The 20,568-nt window shown below is 45.9% G+C and carries 14 protein-coding genes; 10 read left to right on the forward strand and 4 right to left on the reverse strand.

Features of this window, described 5'->3' with window-relative positions:
- Positions 1-194: 194 nt before the first annotated feature.
- The 7 genes from ABDW33_RS19990 to bioA all read left to right on the forward strand — a co-directional run bounded on the left by ABDW33_RS19990 (position 195) and on the right by bioA (position 9,984).
- The gene (locus tag ABDW33_RS19990; RefSeq protein ID WP_343691864.1) at positions 195-1,184 is read left to right on the forward strand and encodes a histidine kinase; all 990 of its coding nucleotides are present in this window, start codon (positions 195-197) and stop codon (positions 1,182-1,184) included.
- A complete protein-coding gene (locus ABDW33_RS19995) occupies positions 1,165-1,917 on the forward strand; it encodes a LytTR family DNA-binding domain-containing protein (protein ID WP_343691865.1) in 753 nt (250 codons plus the stop codon). Before ABDW33_RS19990 ends, ABDW33_RS19995 begins: the two co-directional genes overlap by 20 nt.
- Positions 1,918-2,025: 108 nt before the next feature.
- Positions 2,026-3,366: a TolC family protein gene (locus tag ABDW33_RS20000; protein WP_343691866.1), complete on the forward strand. Its 1,341-nt coding sequence runs from the start codon at positions 2,026-2,028 to the stop codon at positions 3,364-3,366.
- An 8-nt stretch (positions 3,367-3,374) separates the two neighbouring features.
- Positions 3,375-4,433, forward strand: a complete 1,059-nt coding sequence (locus ABDW33_RS20005) for an efflux RND transporter periplasmic adaptor subunit (protein ID WP_343691867.1) — start codon at positions 3,375-3,377, stop codon at positions 4,431-4,433.
- Between the two features lie 12 nt (positions 4,434-4,445).
- On the forward strand, positions 4,446-7,565 hold the full coding sequence (locus ABDW33_RS20010) for an efflux RND transporter permease subunit (RefSeq protein ID WP_343691868.1): 3,120 nt from the start codon (positions 4,446-4,448) through the stop codon (positions 7,563-7,565).
- A complete protein-coding gene (locus ABDW33_RS20015; RefSeq protein ID WP_343691869.1) occupies positions 7,549-8,535 on the forward strand; it encodes a DUF6268 family outer membrane beta-barrel protein in 987 nt (328 codons plus the stop codon). Before ABDW33_RS20010 ends, ABDW33_RS20015 begins: the two co-directional genes overlap by 17 nt.
- A 186-nt stretch (positions 8,536-8,721) precedes the next feature.
- Positions 8,722-9,984 carry an adenosylmethionine--8-amino-7-oxononanoate transaminase gene (gene bioA / locus ABDW33_RS20020; protein ID WP_343691870.1) on the forward strand — a complete coding sequence of 421 codons (1,263 nt, stop codon included), beginning with the start codon at positions 8,722-8,724 and terminating at the stop codon, positions 9,982-9,984.
- On the opposite strand, the gene ABDW33_RS20025 is transcribed toward bioA, so the two are convergent.
- From ABDW33_RS20025 to ABDW33_RS20035, 3 genes are all read right to left on the reverse strand, one after another.
- Positions 9,959-10,534: a Crp/Fnr family transcriptional regulator gene (locus ABDW33_RS20025; protein ID WP_343691871.1), complete on the reverse strand. Its 576-nt coding sequence runs from the start codon at positions 10,532-10,534 to the stop codon at positions 9,959-9,961. The genes bioA and ABDW33_RS20025 overlap by 26 nt on opposite strands.
- Positions 10,535-10,595: 61 nt before the next feature.
- Positions 10,596-11,267 carry a type 1 glutamine amidotransferase domain-containing protein gene (locus ABDW33_RS20030; RefSeq protein WP_343691872.1) on the reverse strand — a complete coding sequence of 224 codons (672 nt, stop codon included), beginning with the start codon at positions 11,265-11,267 and terminating at the stop codon, positions 10,596-10,598.
- Positions 11,268-12,136: 869 nt separating this feature from the next.
- Positions 12,137-12,514, reverse strand: coding sequence for a helix-turn-helix domain-containing protein (locus ABDW33_RS20035; protein ID WP_343691873.1), 378 nt, complete (start codon positions 12,512-12,514; stop codon positions 12,137-12,139).
- Between the two features lie 135 nt (positions 12,515-12,649).
- On the opposite strand from ABDW33_RS20035, the gene ABDW33_RS20040 reads away from it, so the two are divergent.
- From ABDW33_RS20040 to ABDW33_RS20050, 3 genes are all read left to right on the forward strand, one after another.
- Positions 12,650-13,510 (forward strand): SDR family oxidoreductase, encoded by an 861-nt coding sequence (locus tag ABDW33_RS20040; protein WP_343691874.1) that lies wholly within the window; start codon positions 12,650-12,652, stop codon positions 13,508-13,510.
- 974 nt (positions 13,511-14,484) lie between these two features.
- Positions 14,485-17,622, forward strand: a complete 3,138-nt coding sequence (locus tag ABDW33_RS20045) for a TonB-dependent receptor (RefSeq protein ID WP_343691875.1) — start codon at positions 14,485-14,487, stop codon at positions 17,620-17,622.
- 65 nt (positions 17,623-17,687) lie between these two features.
- Positions 17,688-19,238 (forward strand): RagB/SusD family nutrient uptake outer membrane protein, encoded by a 1,551-nt coding sequence (locus ABDW33_RS20050; protein ID WP_343691876.1) that lies wholly within the window; start codon positions 17,688-17,690, stop codon positions 19,236-19,238.
- A gap of 230 nt (positions 19,239-19,468) precedes the next feature.
- Here the strand turns inward: ABDW33_RS20050 and ABDW33_RS20055 are convergent, their stop codons facing one another.
- Positions 19,469-20,476: a glycoside hydrolase family 43 protein gene (locus ABDW33_RS20055; RefSeq protein ID WP_343691877.1), complete on the reverse strand. Its 1,008-nt coding sequence runs from the start codon at positions 20,474-20,476 to the stop codon at positions 19,469-19,471.
- Positions 20,477-20,568: the final 92 nt, after the last annotated feature.

The following is a 20,568-nucleotide window of genomic DNA, read 5'->3' on the forward strand; positions in this document are numbered from 1 at the left end:
GCCGCCGCAATGCAACTTTCATTGCCCCTCCTGAGCATACCTGCCTATCAGCGCCCCGTAGAACATTTCACTATCCCTCCCGGCTCACTTCACCCTCCATTATGTGCATTTGAATCCATAAATTCCCCTGCAATTCCATTTTGTATGTACATTTGCAGATGTCACACAGATACCAGTTGAAATGGTGTTTCATCATGATATTCGTCCTCGCGGGCGGAACTATCCTGATGAGACTAAACGATTTTAGCATCCACAATTATAGGTATTACCTGCAGTACATTTCTATGGTTACCATCAATATATTCTGTTGCTGGATGGTCCATGGTTACCTCAGGGTACACGAACCCCAGGGAGTCAGTAAACAACTCCGTCCTATCGTTCGAATAGCACTTGCCATGGCAGTGTCATTTTGTATTAGTTACATGTCGGCACTCTTCATGCCACATAAGTACTTATTCCCGGAATACGTATTTAACCACACCTATGCAGATTTTCTGCGTATCACTATCGGTGCATTCTTTATCAGTATGATCTGCCACATAGTATGGAGTTCCCTGGCAGTGAGCATCATGCTGCAAAACGCACAGCTGGAAAATGAACACCTGAAGCAGGCACACCTTCGTGCACAGCTGCTCTCCTTACAACAGCAGATCAGCCCTCACTTCCTGTTCAATTCTCTCAGCACGCTCAAGCACATCGCCCACGATAAAGGTACCAAAGACTTTGTAGTGCAGCTCTCCCATGTATACCGTTACCTGCTGAACATCAATGAACAACAGGTTACAAAACTCTCGGACGAACTGCATTTTATCGATTCTTATTTATACATTCTTTACCAGCGTTTTGAAGGGGATCTGAAAGTACAGATCGACATCCCGGAGCAATATCACAATTACCTGATACCGCCATTAGCTATTCAGCTCCTGATTGAAAATGCGATCAAGCATAATGCGTTATCACCGGAGATGCCTTTAGTGATAGAGATCTTTATTCAGAACGAAACTGTAACAGTAAAAAATAGACTGCAACCTAAAAAGATTCCCGTAGAGAGTACTAAATTAGGCCTGCAGAACATCAACGAACGATTCCAGTTACTGTTCAATAAGCAGATCAGCATAGCGCATTCAGACGATAGCTTTACTGTACATTTACCAGTTATTACCCATGAACGTTATTATCATTGAAGACGAGCGTAAGACAGCCAGAGAACTACAAGACATTCTTACCAGTATAGACAGCGAGATCCGCATCATGGAAGTGTTGCCCTCTGTGGCCTCCGCTACCCGCTGGTTCAGGGATAATCCTGCACCTGACCTTATATTCTCTGATATACAGCTGGGCGATGGACTCTGCTTTGAGATCTACCGGGAAGTCGCTGTCAATGCCCCCATTATTTTCTGCACAGCTTTTGACCAATACGCCATTCAGGCCTTCGAATCTAACAGCATCGACTACCTGCTGAAGCCACTGGAAGAAGCAATGGTAGAAAAGAGTCTGAAGAAATACCACCGGATCAAAGAGCACTACAGCACCTATCAGCAAAACCTTACGAAGGCCATGACCCAGATGGAAAATGCCTATCGCCAAACGATCCTCGTACACTACAGAGAGAAAATGGTTCCTGTCAAGGTCGCAGATCTGGCCTATATTCATGCCGCCAATGGGGTGGTGACCCTCCATACCCGCAATGATCAGGATTATAGTGTGCAGTATACCATCGACCAACTGGAGAGCATGTTGAGCCCCAGCGACTTCTTCCGGGCCAACCGGCAATTCATCCTCCACCGCGAAAGCATCACCGATATCGAGCATTACTTCAATCGCAGATTGATCATCAAAACGAACTGTAAAACACCCGGGAAGATCATCGTCAGCCGCCTCAAAGCACAGGACTTTCTGCGCTGGATAGAGCAATGACACTTCATTTCCCCTTTTGCTCATTTCATTTACCTATTTGTTCCGTTCATTCATATTTAAATAATTGACTTGTGGGATGTAGGTAGTTTTGTCTCATTGCATAGTTATATGATGAAGAAAAAACTACTTATTGCAGTATTTATTTTAATCAACGGTGCCTCCTATGCCCAGCAAAACTGGACGCTGAAGAGCTGCATTGAATACGGTCTGAAAAACCACCGTAGCAATGTCGTGTACGCCAATGAGAAGAAAGCTGCCGACGCCAAAGCCCGGGAAGCATTGGCCGCCTACCTGCCAAGTGTCAATATCACAGGTTCTATCGATGACAACCTAAAAGTACAGGAGACCGTTATTCCTGCCGGTGTTTTTAGTGACCATGACATTCGCGTTGCGTTTACTAAAAAGTTCAATACCAATCCAGCGGCACAGCTGGACCAGACGATTTTCGACCAGTCCCTGCTCACCGGCCTTCAGGCTAACAAATACAATAAAGAATCTGCCGAACTGAACTTACAGCAGAACAACGAGACGATTATCTATAACATCAGCAGCGCCTTCGCCCAGATATTTGTTTACAGGGAACAGCTATCACTCCTGCATACCAACCTGGTCAACTACCACGAACAGATGGATATCACCAGTCTGCAGGTAAATAAAGGAACCGTATTGCAAAAGGAACTGGATAAAGTAACCGTGGACTACAATAACACTGTTTCGAAAATACACGTTGCCGAAAGCAATCTGACCCTGTCTTACAATCAACTTAAATACGCAATGGGTTACCCTCTCACTGATACGATTACAGTAGACAGTGTGGAAGCGGCGCAAACCTTTCGCAGCCTTGCTATTGCTACACCGGATGCCAATACCTTTGCTGCTGCGAACCGGCTTGACTTCCGCATCTCCCAGGTCAATGAAAAATTACTGGCTATCGATGAGCAACGCCTGCGCAATGGCATTTACCCAAGACTTACTGCCTATGCCCGTTATGGTGCTATCGGCTTCGGTGATAACCTCAACGAGTCTTTCAAATCACTGGCCACCTATTCTGCCGTAGGTATCAAACTCAGTATTCCCATCCTGGATTTCTATAAGCGCAATGCCCAATCTACCCAGGCAAAGTATAAACACCTGAATGCCATTGAACAATTAAAAATAGACGAAGGTAAATATGCGCTTGAATACCAGAACGCCCGCACCAAAGTAATACAGGAACAGGGTAATATGGACAACAACCGGCGTAATATTGAACTGGCACAATCTGTATTCGCCACTACAAATCTGCAATACCAGAAAGGTACCACAGATATGACGGATTGGCTCAATGCCCAGAACTCACTCAAAGAAGCACAGAACAATTACCTGAGCGCTCTATACAATTTCTTCCTCGCCCGCATCGATCTCGAAAAGGCAGGAGGCTCACTCAAGACCTTTTACCTGGCTCTATAAATAGCAATATGAAAACGAAGTACATCGTAAGTTTAGTCGTTATCCTGATCATTGGATTGATCGTTTATAAACTGGCTGTCAATAAAAAGAAGCTGAATGAAAAGAATAAACAGGCGCCTGTTACCCAGGTTCAGATTCCGGTAAAGGTTGCAGTAGCTGCCGAACAACTACAGGAAATCAACATTATAAAGACGGGTAACATTGCCCCGTTCAAAGAGGCAAAGGCCGTAGCGATGAGTGCCGGTACCCTTACTCAGGTACGCTTCGAACTGGGCGACCAGGTCAAACAGGGACAGGTACTCGCCATTACAGATACACGACAGGCACAACTGGAACTGCAGAAAGCAGAGACTGATGCCGCCAAACTTCGCAATGATCTCGATACTTACACGGAACTGCTGAAAGGAAAAGCCGCCACACAGGAGAAAGTGAACGATATCCGGAACAATTACCAGAATGCCCTCAACCAGGTAGACCAGGCCCGTAAAAAGCTCTCCGATGCTGCCATCAAGGCACCCACCGGTGGTATTATCAGTGCAAAACCGGTTGAACAGGGCATGTTTGTAAACGCAGGTACTGATATCGCAACCATTGTCAATCTGAATAAAGCGAAGGTACAGGTCAATCTTACCGAAGCAGAAGTATACAAGGTGACCGCCGGGCAGAAAGTAAAGATCACGACCGATGTATATCCGGGAAAAGAATTCTCCGGAACTGTCAGCTTTATCAGTCCACAAGCCGACCAGACACACAACTACCTAGTGGAGATCATGACCGGCAATGCCACTCAGTCTATCCTCCGCTCCGGTACTTTCGTATATGCCGACTTCTCCAGGAAGACGCAGGAACAACTGCTGGTGATTCCCAGAGAAGCCCTGACAGAGAGCGTGAAAAACGCATCTGTCTATATAGTGAAGAACAACGTTGTTCATCAGCAGGCCATCCAGACAGGTAGTGAGATGGGCGCCATGATCCAGGTAATCAGTGGTTTGCAGGCAGGCGACTCGATTGTCACTTCCGGTCAGATCAATCTGAAAGATGGTACACCTGTCACTGTGTCAAAATAAAAAAGCACCCTCATGTCAATAGCAGAAATTGCCGTAAAACGGCCTCTATTAATACTTGTAATATTTACGGTGCTGATACTTTTCGGACTGGAATGTTATCATAGCCTGAATTATAACCTGCTGCCCAAAATGGAAGTGCCTACAGTTACTGTGAGCACAGTCTATGCTGGGGCCTCTGCATCTGAGGTGGAAACATCCGTTACAAAAAAACTGGAAGATGCCTTTGCTTCTGTTGAAGGATTGGATAAGATCACCTCCAAATCTCAGGAAGGGGTGTCACAGGTTGTCATTTCCTTCAAGAGCGGTACCAATATCGACGAGGCAGAAGCCGATATCCAGCGTAAAGCTGATCAGGCGCAGAATAACCTGCCCAGGGATATTGACAAGCCGCTGGTCAATAAAGTGAACCTGGAAGAAGCCCCGGTAGTGAAGGCCGGTGTCACTTCTACACTTGCACCGCGTGCGCTCTACGACCTGGTAGACAAACAACTGCGCCCCATCCTGCAAAACGTAGCAGGCGTAGGGCAGGTGAATATCATTGGTGGTGATGAACGGCAGATCCAGGTGAACGTAGATCAACGTAAACTGAACGCTTACGGTATTACCATTACACAGGTGACGGACGCAGTGAACTATGCGAACCAGTCATTTCCTGCTGGTAGTATTGAAACCCGGAACCAGCAGGTGACCATTCAGTACGATGCAAACGTAACATCCGTATCACAGATCCGGGATCTGATCATTCTACAAAGGCCGGGTGGTGGCAGTATATATTTAAAAGATGTAGCCGAGGTGATTGATGCTACTGCAAAAGCAACTGCTATCAACCACATCAATGGCCTGCCTTCTATCGGTATCCAGATCGTAAAACAATCGGATGCGAACACGGTGAATGTAAGCCGGGATGTGAAAAAGGCGTTTGCCAACCTGGAACAACAGTATAAAGACAGCAATGTAAAATTCACCATATCTTCTGACCAGTCTACCTATACCCTCCGTTCTGCTGATGCAGTAATGGAAGACCTGGTGCTGGCCGTATTCATCGTAGGTATCGTGATGCTGGCCTTCCTCCACAGCTTCCGCAGTTCTATGTTCGTGATGGTGGCATTGCCATCGTCTATGATCCCAACATTCATCGCCATGTACCTGATGGGATTTTCCCTGAACCTGATGACGCTGATGGCACTCTCACTGGTAGTAGGTATCCTGGTGGATGACTCCATCGTGGTACTGGAAAACATCTATCGGCACCTGGAAGCAGGCACTGACAGGAAACAGGCCGCATTGGATGGTCGTAACGAGATCGGCTTTACTGCCATGGCGATCACACTGGTAGACGTTGTGGTATTCCTGCCACTGGCCCTGTCTGGCGGAATTATCGGAATGATCCTAAGGGAGTTTTCTTTGGTGGTTGTTATATCCACTTTAATGAGTCTGTTCGTTTCCTTCACGGTAACGCCTATGTTAGCCAGTCGTTTCGGCAGACTCGAACACCTGACTAAAGAGACCTGGTGGGGCCGTTTGAATCTCGGCTTTGAGCATATCATCGATGTGATTAAGGAAAATTATGGGAAAGCCCTGAAGGTAAGTCTGCACAAAAAGCGTTACCTGTTATCAGGTGTGATCGTGCTGATCATCGGTTCTATCATGCTGGTTGCCAAGGGGTTTGTAGGTGCTGCTTTCATTCCTGCAGGAGATCAGGGGGAGCTCATGATCAATCTGGAACTCTCACCGGATGCTTCCATTTACCAGACAAATATGCTTACCCAACAGGTGGAGAAACAGCTGATGGCCAGACCAGAAGTGGACAAGGTTTTCTCCTCCATCGGATTCCTGACAGGTGGTGTCGCCGGGACAGGTAATAATAGTAACAGGGCCGAACTGACCGTCACCCTTGTAGATGCGAAGAAAAGAAATATGACGGCAGAGGAATTCGGGCTCATGATGCAACGCGAGTTGACCGCCAGTGTGCCTGGTGCAAAAATAACAGCATCTCCTACCTCTATTACCGGTAACGCCAGCACGGCACCTATCCAGATCGCCGTAAAGGGTGTGAACCTGAAAGATGTGCGTAGTGTGGCGGAGCAGTACATGCAGATCACTGCCAGTGTACCCGGCACGCAGTTCGTGCAGTTGTCAGTAAAAGATCCGAAGCCACAGATCGAAGTTAAACTCGATCGGGAGAAGATGACATTGTTGGGTTTGAATGCAAGTCAGGTAGGGGGCGCTTTACAGAATGCATTCAGTGGAAATGACAAAAGCAAATTCAAACAATCCGGGAACGAATACGACATCCTCGTCAGTCTGGATCGCTTCAACCGTTCAGATATCAATAATGTAAAGAACCTTTCGTTTACCAATAATGATGGAGAGAGCTTTAATTTGAGCCAGTTTGCCGAAGTGAAGCAGGGGATAGGGGAAAGTGTGCTGGAACGTAGTGACAGGCTCAATTCCATTACCGTAAATGCGAACGTAGCAGGTAGACCGACAGGTACCGTTGCTGCGGAGATCAAAGAGAAGGTAGCCCGCGTAAAATTGCCGGAAGGTGTATCCATCGAATACCTGGGAGACGTAAAGAACCAGGGTGACGCATTTGGCAGCCTGGGACTGGCATTGATCACAGCGATATTGCTGGTATACCTGATCATGGTGGCACTGTATGAAAGTGTGATCTATCCGTTTGTAGTATTATTTTCTATACCGGTGGCGTTGATCGGTGCACTGCTGGCGCTGGCATTAAGTATGGAGACCCTGAATATCTTCTCCATCATCGGTATGATCATGCTGCTGGGGCTTGTATCCAAGAATGCAATCCTGATCGTAGACTTTACCAATCACCTGAAAGAAAAAGGTGCAACGGTCGAAGATGCGCTGGTAGAAGCAGGAGAGGAGCGTTTACGTCCGATCCTGATGACAACATTGGCAATGATCTTTGGTATGTTGCCTATTGCGCTGGCCAGGGGAGCAGGTTCTGAGGTGAAGAACGGGATGGCATGGGTGATCATTGGTGGGTTGACCAGTTCTATGATCCTGACCTTATTCGTAGTCCCGGCCATGTACCTGATTATTGATAGACTCAAGATACGTCTACAAAAGAAAAAACAACCCGCATACCATGAAGCTCATCAGTAGTACCCTGATTTGTACGTTGGCATTCGCTGTTACGTCAAATGCGCAGGACTCGCTTACAAGAGCCCGGATGGCCGATTCTATCAAAAAAGCCATCATCGTGGATGCGCTCCTGAAGAATCCGGGCCTGAGACCAGCGATGATCTCCACGACATTCATCAGCAGGGGACAACTGGAAGGAAGCTATAAAGGCAGGAATATATTGAGTGGGGATTTTGGCCAGCGGCGAACAGAAGTTTTGCTCAATCTCCCTGTCAAAAACTGGGGGAAGCATGGAATGGTAGTGTCAACTATCACCTATGTGCGTACGAATTTTGAGCTCTCTCATGTAAAAGGTGTGGAGGTCCAGGAACCGTCTCTCTTCAAAAATACAGTTGGCCTCTCGACCACTTATCGCCGGATAGATTCTTTGTTCGGCCGGGTGTTTGTCTCTTCTGCCAGTTTGGTCTTGCTGGCGGGTGATGGGGGTGGCATCAATAAGTATTCGGTGATGGGAAATGGTATGTTTCTCTTAAGGAAAACACCTCGAACTACATTTATGCTGGGCTTGCAGGTGATCATAGACCCCACAGTGACCATGCCGGTGGTTCCGTTGATAATATATCAGAAGCAGTTGCAGAATGGATTTGACCTGAATATTATGATGCCGCAACAGGTGACATTGAGGAAGACGATCAATAAGAATTGCTGGGCTAGTTTTGGAACGATCTTATCATCATCTGTGTCTTTCTTTAGCTTTAGTTCTCCTGAAATACCGCGTTATGCGAATTTCAATTCACTGGATTTGAAGACGGGACCGGGCATAGAATATAAACTGAATAAGTTACTGCTGGTAGGGGTGAGTGCGGGATTGTGGACGCCGTTGATGTACAGGCAGTATGGCAGGTGGGAGAAGTCGAATCATTATTTCTTTGAGGGAAAAGTGGATACGACACCTTTTATCAATCTTAATTTATCGGTTATATCTTTTTGATAGTTACAAATGTGTAACGCAGTTGTAGGTTTAAGCTATGAGCCCGGTAGTCATACCGGGCTCTTTTTGTGAATTGAAATTAGAAAACAGCATCCTGGAATCCCCGTAATGCTCCGATGCTACCAAAAGAAGCACCACTATTTTCGGCAACTATTCAGATACTTATAAAATAGTACATTTGTGCCCATGAAATTATGGTATCCCTACAAGCAGATGAAGGATCTTGGACAGGTCCCTGTAATGGTTGCCGGACAAGGCACGCAGATGATGCTGGAAGATGGCCGCAAGCTAACAGATGGCATTTCTTCCTGGTGGGCGGTGATCCATGGGTATAACCATCCTGACATCAATAACGCGCTGGTAGACCAGATCAATAGCTTCTCGCACGTCATGCTCGGCGGACTCTCGCATCCTCCTGCACTGGCGCTGGCCGATAAATTAGTAGAGATTTCACCCGCAGGGTTAAATCATGTATTCTATTCCGATAGTGGCTCCGTAGGTGTAGAAGTCGCACTCAAGATGGCATTACAATTCTGGAAGAATACAGGACACACCGGCAAAACAAAAATAATCTCCCTCCGGAATGGCTACCACGGTGATACTTTCAAAGCAATGGAAGTGGGAGACGATTCTGATTTCTCTAATGCTTTCGTAGATGTACTACATCGCGGCTATTTTTTAGATACTCCATCCGGTGGCTTTGATGCAGATGCACCTACGATACAAAAAGAAGCTGCAAAACTCGAAGCCTTGTTGCAGGCACACAGTCAGGAAATTGCCTGCTTCATACTGGAACCCATCGTACAATGTGCCGGTGGTTTCCGGATCTATTCACCATTATACCTGAAAGCAGCACGGACACTCTGTGACCAATATAACGTACTTTTAGTCCTGGATGAAGTGGCTACCGGCTTTGGCCGCACCGGCAAATTATTCGCTGCAGATCATGCCAATATTACTCCCGATATCATGATCGTAGGAAAAGCCCTTACGGCTGGTTATATGGGACACGCCGCCACTTTGGCCACCACCCGTATATTCAACGGGTTTCTCGGAGAATCTTATGATAAGGCCCTGATGCACGGCCCCACATTTATGGGTAATCCACTGGCCACCACTGTCGCGCTAAAGAGTATAGAGATTATAGAAAGAGATCATTACATCACCCGCATTGCAGCCATCAATGCGCTGATCCGGGATGAATTTTCGAAGATCGCCTCAACGGCCATCGCCGACAAAAGGGTAGTAGGAGCCATTGGTGCGATCGAAGTGAAAGAAGAGAGTATGATGGTCGGCTTCCGGGATTTTGCCATGGCTAACGGTGCATGGCTGCGGCCTATCGGGAAAGTGATGTATGTAATGCCTGCTTATATCATTACTGATGAAGAGCTGATTCACCTGATCGGCATTATGCGTGACTGGATCAGTCGTATTTATGCAAACGGCTAAGGGTTTCTCTGGACACGCCCAGATAGTGGGCGATCATCTTTTTAGGCACCCGCTGAAATAATTGCGGATATTGGTCTAAGAGCAATTCATACTTTTCCTTTGCGGAGTTACGCAGCAGCGAAAGCACTCTTTTCTGGGTGGCTACATATCCGCTAAGTGCTTTTCTTTCCCAGAAGGTCATCATCTGTGGTACCTTTGTAGCCAGCTCCGCCCGTGCTTCCATGCCTAATCCCAATACGAAGCTGTCTTCCAGTGCCTGGACATCCATTTCCGCATTCCCCTTTTTTACATAGGCAGGATAGTCGGATACCCACCAGTTCTCCATGGCAAACTGCATGATGTGTTCCTTATCGGCATCGTCATAAGCAGCTGTTTTCAGGCATCCTTTTACCACCAGGTATTCTGCACTCACTTTCTGACCGACACTGATCAGGTATTCCTTTTTAGAAAGGGTATGCGGCACGAAAGCATTGAGCACGATCTCAAAGGCTTCGTCGGAAAGTGGTACCAGATTTTCGATATGTTCACGTAAAAAAGAGGCATATTCCATTTTGTAAAAGTACAAAAAGAATATGCCTCTCTAAAAAAGTCTGCCTTCAAAACAGTCCCGTCTATTTCTTTAATGCGGCTTTGATGGCTTCACCCACTTCCTTTGCAGACTGGGGATTCTGCCCGGTGATCAATCGCTGATCTACCGTCACATGCTGCTGCCATGGGCCTGATTTTTCATAGATCCCACCTCTTTCTTTCAGCTTATCTTCCAGCAGGAATGGTACCACCTTTGTCAATTTCACTATCTCCTCTTCCTCGTTAGAAAACCCATTGATCTTTTTTCCGGCTACCAGGTACTGTCCATTACTCAGCCTGATATTCACTAATCCTGCCGGTCCGTGACAATCTGCTGCTACCACACCTTTGGCTTCGTAGATCTTCGCCGCAATCGCCGCTAATTCCTTATTCTCCGGCAAATCCCACATGGCTCCATGCCCACCTGCATAATAGATGGCCGCATATTCCTCCGGAAGTACCTGAGCAGGCTTCATGCTATGAGAAATCTTATCCTGGTATTTCCCATTTTCCCAGAATTCCTTATTGACCGGATCATTCAGATCAAACCCATCGACCGGCGGATTTCCACCTTCCGGGCTCACAAAATCAATTTCATATCCTGCCGCCGTCAATACCTTCCAGGGATGGGAGACTTCACCTAAATAGTACCCTGTTTTTTCACCAGTGCTACCCTTGGTCGCGTGACTGGTCACTACAAATAATATTTTTTTCATCTTTTGTGCTTTTAAGAGACCGCTGCTCATCATTAAAAGGGCGGCTAATAACCATTTCATTTTCATTGTATGTATTCTTTAGCGGCTTAACCCGCATTGAAAATTTATAATGCAAAGTTGAGGCGCCGGCACTCAAATAAAAGTGATGTAGGTCACCAATCTGGCCCGGGGCATAGTGCTTCTGAAAAATGTAATACACACTTGCCGCAGGGGAGGCATACCTTTCTCATCTGGTCAATTTCATGCGGGCATCACTGGCAGATCATCAAAAGAAAATAGCAAGTTTGTCCCTTCTTTTTCCATACAATCGTTGATAGAAAATGCTATCAAACATAATGAAGTAACCGAAGCATCTCCATTGAAAATCAGGATTTACCTTGAAGAGGGGAGGATCATTACGCAGAACAATTTACAGCTCAGAAGAGTGATTCATGGTTCCAGTGGGAAGGGGTTGATCAACCTGATGGAGCGGTATCGGATCTTTTCGGATCGGCTCCAGGGTAGTGTATCAATTTTAATTTCCTGTAAAAAAGCCTGATTCCTAAACAGCCACTAACGTTAACCCGTGGGAGTTTAGTAATAGCCTGCCGCCAGCTGAATTCATTCAGATTGATACACCAAAGCCTGTAGGTTACTTTTGAGTTTGTATGTTTGAAAAAGAAACATGGCCTTGAGATAGCCTCTTTTTTTTCTAATTTTACAGAATGAGATCATTTATCACCACATTCATTTTCTGCATTATTGTCGGCATTATTTTCAAATGGATACTCGACCCACCACTTACCTGGGCCAAGATACCACCTATCATTACCGTTTCTCTGCTCATGTCGTTATTTTTCACCCTGCTTCTCAGGCCCAGAAAGAAATAACTACTTCTCAAACAATTGTTTCCGGTAGTTGATGCCCCATTTAGCCATGGCCTCAATTACCGGGTAGAGACTTTTTCCCTGCGCTGTCAGGTCGTATTCTACCGTAATCGGCATTGTATCCAGCACAGTTCTGCTGATCAAATGGTTCATCTCCAGGTCCTTCAGCTCTTTGGACAATACTTTCGGTGCGATCCCTGACAACTGCCGCTTCAAGTCCATAAACCGCAATTTGCCTCTGTAGTATAGGGCACCAATGATCTCGGTTTTCCATTTACCGCTCAACAACTCCTGTGTATCCCTGATTCCAGTGATCATTTGCTGACATACAGGCGTCAATGAAGGAGAAGGAGTTACTGACTGCGAGAGAGCTGTTTTCAAGGTGTCAATTTTTGCCACAAAAATAAGAACATTACCAATCAGTTACAAATTAGTAACTAGTTACCAGAAGGTAATGAGTAACTATTTGTAATCAGCTTGTACTACTTTTGATTAAACAAATTTAAAAACTGGAATATGATACTAATAACAGGAGCAGCCGGACATCTTGGCTCAGCTATTATCAATAGCTTATTAAAGACGTTCCCTGCCAGTCAGATCGCCGCATTTGTAAGAAGCGAACAGAAAGCTGAACAGCTGAAAAAACTTGGCCTGAATATCCGTATTGGTGACTATAATGATATTGCCTCCCTGGACAATGCTATGAAGGGCATTGAAAAGGTCCTCCTGATTTCCGGGCTATCTATGGAAAGATTGAAAGAGCATACCAATGTAGTGGATGCGGCAAAGAAAGCGGGTGTAAAACACATTGTTTATACCGGCGTAACCATGAAGGATGCGGCAGCCAGTCCTTTGAAAGCACTCATGATATCTCACTTCCAGACAGAAGATTATATTAAGGCAAGTGGTATTCCTTATACCTTTCTGCGCAATACACTGTATGCAGAAGTGATTCCTTTCTACATCGGTGATCAGGCGCTGAATACTGGTATTCATTACCCTGCGGGTGCTGGTAGAGTACCTTACGTTTACCGGCCGGATCTGGCTGATGCGGCAGCTGTAGTCCTGGCAAATAAAGGCCATGAAAACAAGACCTACCAGCTGACCGGTGATCAATTATATTCATTTGCAGATGTTGCAGGCATGTTGTCAGAAGTATCTGGTAAACATATTGCCTATACAGATGCAGATCCGGTAGCATTTGAAAAGCACATGAAGGAGATTGGCGTGCCGGAAGTTGGAATAATGATCAGTACAGGTTTTGCTGCGGCAATTAAGCAAGGTGATTTTGAGGTGGTGACAAATGATCTTGAGAAATTGCTGGGCAGGAAGCCGACGCCGGTGAAGCAATATCTGAAAGCGCATTATGTAGGATAAGATGAAATCATGGAAAAGCGATCTGTCAGGCAGATCGCTTTTCCATGAGTTGTGCAATACGCAATTGTAGTCATCCTGGTGTAAGGGTAAATATGATAGTGTCTCCCCGACATTTACAGCGTAAACGTTTACATAACAGTTACGCACAGCATCTTCTCAACAGAAATAATCCCCTGCATAAGTGCAACTATCCCATTTGCACTACTAAATAAAGGATAGTGTCTCCCCGACATTTACAGCGTAAACGTTTACTTATCGGTTAATCGCATCATTTCTTAAGCAAAACACTTCTCCTTCTTAACTGCAACCATCCCATTTGCACTGCTAAATAAATTATAGTGTCCGTCCGACATTTACAGCGTAAACGTTTACTTAGCAGTTAAGCGCATCATTTCTTAAGCAAAACACTTCTCCTTCTTAACTGCAACCATCCTATTTACACTGCTAAATCAATGATAGTGTTTACCCGACAATTACAACGTAAACGTTTACATACCTCCTGCCAACAAATTTTTCTTATTATTTAAACAGAAATTTTCCCATTTTTAATTCCATATTTTCATCATTAGAAAGGTGCGTTTTTTCCAACTATCTGTAAGAAAAATTGCCTGCTACTTACTTTTAACCTACCCTTTTTTGTAGTCGGATAATCTCATGAAACGTAATGTCAGTAGGCGTTATAGCAGATCTTAATTAAGCCCTTTCCGATGTTGTAATCTCCACTTGATATTTAGTCATCTGAAAGCAACCTACTCTTCCATCATGCTTTGCTTCGTAATGGAGCTTTTAAAATTAGGACTCCTTCCAAAATAATCATAGTGTCCAACCGACATTTAAATCAAAAAAAAACTAAATTGCACCACGTCGTATCTGATGTGACAATTCCCGTTAGAATAACTGTAGCCGGTAATAGGACCCTGATAGACCCGATTCATTGTCACATCCTCATTTATTTTTTAAACCCTTCAAGCGTTATGAATCAACACCCTTTGCCACTGGCATTGAAGAGGATCCTGTGTGTTCCTATCTTCTTACTTTTCCTGTTCCCGTTGACCACCTTTGCCCAACGTGCCATCAAGGGTAAGGTCACCGATGAAGCAAAAAATCCACTTGCCGGGGTCTCGATAGCGATCAAAAACACCCAACGTGGTACCGTCACTGCGCCCGACGGTTCTTATACTATCACAGCTGCTAACGACGAAGTCCTCGTATTTACCTACATCGGTTTCAATAACCGCGAAGTCGTAGTCAGTAATACCACCGATTTTAACATCGCGCTTTCTCCCAATGTCAGAAACCTGGAACAAACTGTAGTAGTTGGTTATGGTGTTCAAAGAAAGGCAACCGTTACCGGGTCCGTTGCTTCTGTAAACGGTAAGACACTCAATGAGTTGCCCGTAGCCAGCGTACAACAGGCCCTGCAAGGCCGCGTACCAGGTCTGACCGTTACCAACAACGGCTCTCCGGGTGCTGACCCCATCGTCAGGATCAGAGGTATCAGCTCTATCAGCTATGCTTCCGATCCTTTGTATGTGATCGATGGTTTCCCGACCTCCAATCTTGCCAGCTTTGACAGCAAAGATGTATTGTCTGTCGAAGTCCTGAAGGATGCGAGCGCCGCCGCCATCTATGGTTCCCGTGCTACGAACGGCGTTATCATCATTACTACTAAAAAAGGTAATAGTCTTGGTAAACTGGACGTCAGACTTGACACCTACACGGGTGTACAGACTGCCTGGAAAAAGATAGACCTGCTGAACACGCAGCAGTACCTGCAATACGAACGCGCCCTCAATGGTGCCGCCGGCATTGCAAAGCCTCCACGTCTTGAAGATGCAAACTGGAATTCTCCTATTTATGATGGTACTTCACAGACCTACGCGCAAACCAATACTGACTGGCAGGATGCTTATTTCAAAAGCGGCCTGATCACCCAAACCAATCTCTCCGTTAGCGGCTCCAGTGAGAAGTCAAGTTTTTATATGTCCAGCGGCTACTTCAAACAGGACGGGATTGCTCAGGGCGTGAACTATGAAAGAGGTAATTTCCGCATCAATTCCGAACATCATATCAGCAATGTGTTTACAGTAGGAGAGAACCTGCTCCTCGCTTTTTCCAACCAACGGTATGATAACACTTCCGGCAACAGAACCCGCCTCGCAAACGTAATCCGTTCGCTGCCTTACCTGCCGGTTCACGATCCTACTACACAAGGTGGTTTCCGCAACGCAGAAAACAGTGTTGATGGTGCAGACCCAACCAACCCCGTAGAAGATGCTTTGCTCCTCGGAGATGCACATCGTAAAACATTTAAACTCCTGGGTACTGTTTACGCACAGGTGAACTTCACGCCATGGCTCAGTTTCCGCTCTGTATTCGGCACAGACTACGTTGGCCAGTTCCAGCATGAGTTTGCCCCTATCTATAATGATAAAGGACGGAATGCCACTGTTGCCACTATTACAGACCAGCGTTCTAACAGAACGACCTTACTCTATACAGAACAGTTGACCTTCGATAAATTGTTTGGCAAACACCATCTCAATGCCATTGCTGTATTTGAAAGACAACCCTCTAATAGTTTCGGAGAATCCCAAAAAGGAAACCAAAGTACCAATGAACTCGAAACGCTGGTAGGCGCGACCAACGTGTCTGCCTTTACTGCTACAACAGCCACCCTGATACAGTCTTATATCGGACGTGTGAGCTACGATTATAACAGTAAATACCTGTTGACCGCGGCCATTCGCCGTGATGGTTTATCAGTATGGGCGCCAGGCAAGAAGTTCCAGAACTTCCCTTCTGTATCTGCCGGCTGGCGGGTGCACAAGGAAGCGTTTATGCAGTCTGTCAACGCCATCTCAGAACTGAAACTCCGTGGTGGTTGGGGTGTCACCGGACTAAATGCGATCGGTATTTTCCCGGCTCTGCAGAACTCGATCCTGGCAAACGAATATCCATGGCAGGCGGTCGTACAGGCTAACGGTGCCACCTATCCGTTTGGCAATACGATCAACGTGGGCAATGCGTCTTATTACAACCAGCTGACCAGCGCAGACCTGGAGTGGGAAAAAACCAAACAGGTTAACGTAGGTCTCGACCTGGGTCTCTTTAATAATAAGATCACCTTTACTGCTGAATGGTACCGTCGTCTTACTGACAACCTGATCCTCACCATTCCTACACCGCTCAGTTTCGGTTACGGTGGCGCCGGTTCTTACCTCAACGCTGCCAGTATGAAGAATACAGGTGTTGACTTACAGATCGGGTACAACCATACGCAAGGGCAATTTACTTACAACGTAACCGGTAACATCGGTTTTATCAGGAACAAGATATTGAGCCTGAATACACCCAATGCGACCATCGATGCAGGTGCTGACGCTGACTTCGGAAATGGTAACATGACCCGCACAGTGGCAGGTCAGCCCATCCAGTCATTTTATGGCTATGTTACTGACGGCATCTTCCAGAACCAGGGAGAAGTGGAAAAAGGACCTGTTCAGTTGCAGGGCACAGATCCGGCCAAGAGTACCGCACCTGGTGATATCCGTTTCAAAGACCTGAATGGAGATGGTGTGATTACCTCTGCAGACCGTACTTTCCTTGGGTCTTATATTCCTAAGTATACTTATTCCCTGAACTATGCTGCTAACTGGAAGCAATTTGATCTCTCTGTCTTTTTCCAGGGGGTACAGGGCAATAAGATCTTTAATGGTACCCGTGTACTCCGTGAAGGAATGGCCCGCTTATTTGGTGCAGGCACAGAAGTACTGAACGCCTGGACACCAGAGCACACGAATACTGATGTGCCACGTGCCATCAGTGGTGACCCCAATTCAAACCTGCGTGTATCTGACAGATGGATTGAAAGTGGCTCCTACCTGCGATTGAAGAACCTGATGATAGGTTATACATTGCCCCGCAATTCAATACACTTCATTAGTAGTCTCAGGATATATGTGTCTTCCCAGAACCTGCTCACCTTTACAAAATACAAGGGCTGGGATCCTGAAATCGGTTCCAAGAATACCACACTGACAAATGGTATAGACTATGGGCAGTATCCGGCAGCGAGGTCATTCCAGTTGGGCTTACAGGCCGGTTTTTAACCGGCAGGTGTAGCGACCCGCATGTGGAAACATCCATCTAACTCTATTATATAAAAACAGAAAACATGTACAAATACATATTCATCGCTTGTCTACTTCTGGGTGGTATAAGCTGTACAAAAGACCTGGACAAAAACAACCCGTCTTACGTGCCCCTCGATAAATATTTCAAGAACAGTTCAGAACTGCAAAGCGGTACAAATGCTATCTATTCCACTTTTCACGCCAGCACCCTCATTGGTCGTGAATGGTTCTTTGTGCACGACCTCCGTAGCGACGACGTCTCCTCGGGCGGCGGCCAGCTGGAAGTACCCCGTGGTCAGATCCTGAACGGCGCAACCACTGCCGATAACCCGGTTATGAGTTCAGTATGGCAGGGATTGTATATCGTTATTCATCGTGCCAATACGGTGATCGGTAGTGCACCAAATGTAACCGACAACGATGCGTTACGTGACCAGTGTGTGGCACAGGCTAAATTCTTCCGCGCCTGGGCCTATTTCGAACTTGTCACCCTTTGGGGACCTGTTCCTATTTATACGCAGTCGGTAAGCCTGTCAAATCAGTTCCAGGCACGCGCTGCGGAAACTGCTGTGTACGACCAGATCATCAAAGACCTGACAGATGCGGCAGGTGTGTTAAGCGCCACCTATTCAGCTGCTGACCAGGGTAAAATTACTGCCGGTGCTGCCAATGCAATGCTGGGGAGGGTATACATGCAGAAAGGGGACTATGCTGCTGCCAAAGCGGCTTTGTTGAAAGTAGTCAACTCTAACCTTTATCGTTTGGTTGACAATTATAGCGATAACTTCCTTGAAGAAACAGAATTCAATGCTGAATCCATCTGGGAAGCGGTTTTCGTGGACAAGGGTGACAATGCCTTTGACTGGGGCGGTACCGGTGATGGGGCTGCCAACTCACAGTCTACAATTCGCAACCAGGAGTATTCCCCGGTAGCATGGCGTAACCTGATTCCATCTAATAAATTCCTGAACGAATTTGAAAATACAGCAACAGGCGCTGCTAAAACAGATCCCCGCTATAAATCGACAGTGTATGAAACAGGTGATCGTTTTAATAATGATGCAGATGTGCTGACTGATGCCATGCAGAATGGTAACTCCTCTACAGTGAACGGTGTGACAAAAAAGATCAGCTGGCGTAAGTTTATGCTGATTTATAAGCAAAGTCTTTCTACGGCATCTTATCACCCCGGCGGGAATAATCAGCGCATTATTCGCTATGCGGATGTACTGCTGATGTTGGCAGAATGTGCGAACGAAACGGGGGATCTGGGAGGTGCGGTCGCGTACCTTAACCAGGTAAGAGATCGGCCGAGCGTAGCAATGCCACATTATCCCACTGCCCAATTCCCTGTAGGATCAAAAGACCAGGTGACGAAGGCGATCATGCATGAGCGGAGTGTGGAATTGGGAGATGAGGAAGTGCGCAACAGGGATATTTTAAGATGGCGTAAGATGGGGTATTTTACCACGGATCCAATTAGTTATTTCAGGAAGAACCGTGATGAATTGTTGCCTATTCCCCAGGCGGAGATAGATAATAACCCTGCATTAGCCGATGGCGGAATTGCTGCGCAAAATACAGGTTACTGATGATGGCCGGTTTTTTGAATAACATGCCCTCTGGGAACTCACAAAGTTGCTTATTGTCTATATGAAATTAAAAGGAAGTAAATGTTAAATGTTGTGACGTGCGCCGATGAGCAATCGTTTCAACATTTAATATTTACTTCCTGCTTTTTTATCCTATCTCTGAGCCAGATCTTGTTTTTTATTCCTGCTCTTTGTTCCTTTTGATTTACTTCAGCCCGATATAAGCCTTATTACTTGCTGTCCGGGTGTATCGTCTCAATACTTCCATCTGCCTTATAATGTAACTCCGTCACCTTCACATTTCTCAGATAAGTTTTGCCAGATAACTCTACATCGTGGTAAAACAAATACCACTTTCCATCTTTTTCAACAATAGAATGATGGGTTGTCCAGCCGGTAACGGGTGTCATGATCACTCCTTTATAGGTAAATGGTCCGTAAGGTGAATCTCCTGTAGCATAACAGAGGTTATGGGTATCTCCTGTGGAATAAGAAAAGTAATATTTTCCCTTGTACTTATGTACCCATGAAGCTTCAAAGAACCTTTTATCATTATCCTTTTCGTAAAATGGTTTCCCGGTTTCATCCAACAATACCACTTCTTTTACCTGACCATCAAAACCAGTCATGTCTTTTTTCAGCTTCGCCACTCTTGGTAGCGCTGCTGCCTGATCAGCGGCGCGGTTCCCGGCACTGCTGTTGTATTTGTTGTGATCCCATTTCTGTAACTGTCCTCCCCATATGCCTCCGAAGTACATATAGTAGCTGCCGTCTGCATCTCTGAATACACAGGGATCGATACTATAACTTCCTTTAATAGGTTTAGGCAGTGCTTTAAAGGGCCCTTCTGGTTTCCTGCTGGTAGCAACGCCAATGTGAAACACGCCCGCACTGTCTTTCGCCGGGAAATACAGGTAGTAAGTATTATTTGCATAAGCGGCATCGGGCGCCCACAATTGTTGCTTTGCCCAGGGTACGTCTTTGATGCTTAATGCAACGCCATGATCTGTTACTTTACCGCCTACGTGATCCAGGGATAATACATGGTAGTCTTTCATATCAAAGTGACTGCCCAGATCATCTTCCGGTACACCGGTGGCGGTATCATGCGAAGGGTAGATGTAGATCCGGCCATTGAACACGTGAGCAGAAGGGTCTGCTGTGTAGATGTGCTTTACTAATGGTTGCGCCGTTGCCTGCAGGCATGCGCAGAGACAAATAATTAAAATACGGGTCATGGTTTTTTATTTCGTGGATGCAAATTTTATTGTTGGATTCAATGGTTTGAGTTGAAATTAATATTATTTGATGAATTTGAAATTACTCAATA

The organism is Chitinophaga sp. (assembly GCF_039596155.1).
Lineage (GTDB): Bacteria > Bacteroidota > Bacteroidia > Chitinophagales > Chitinophagaceae > Chitinophaga.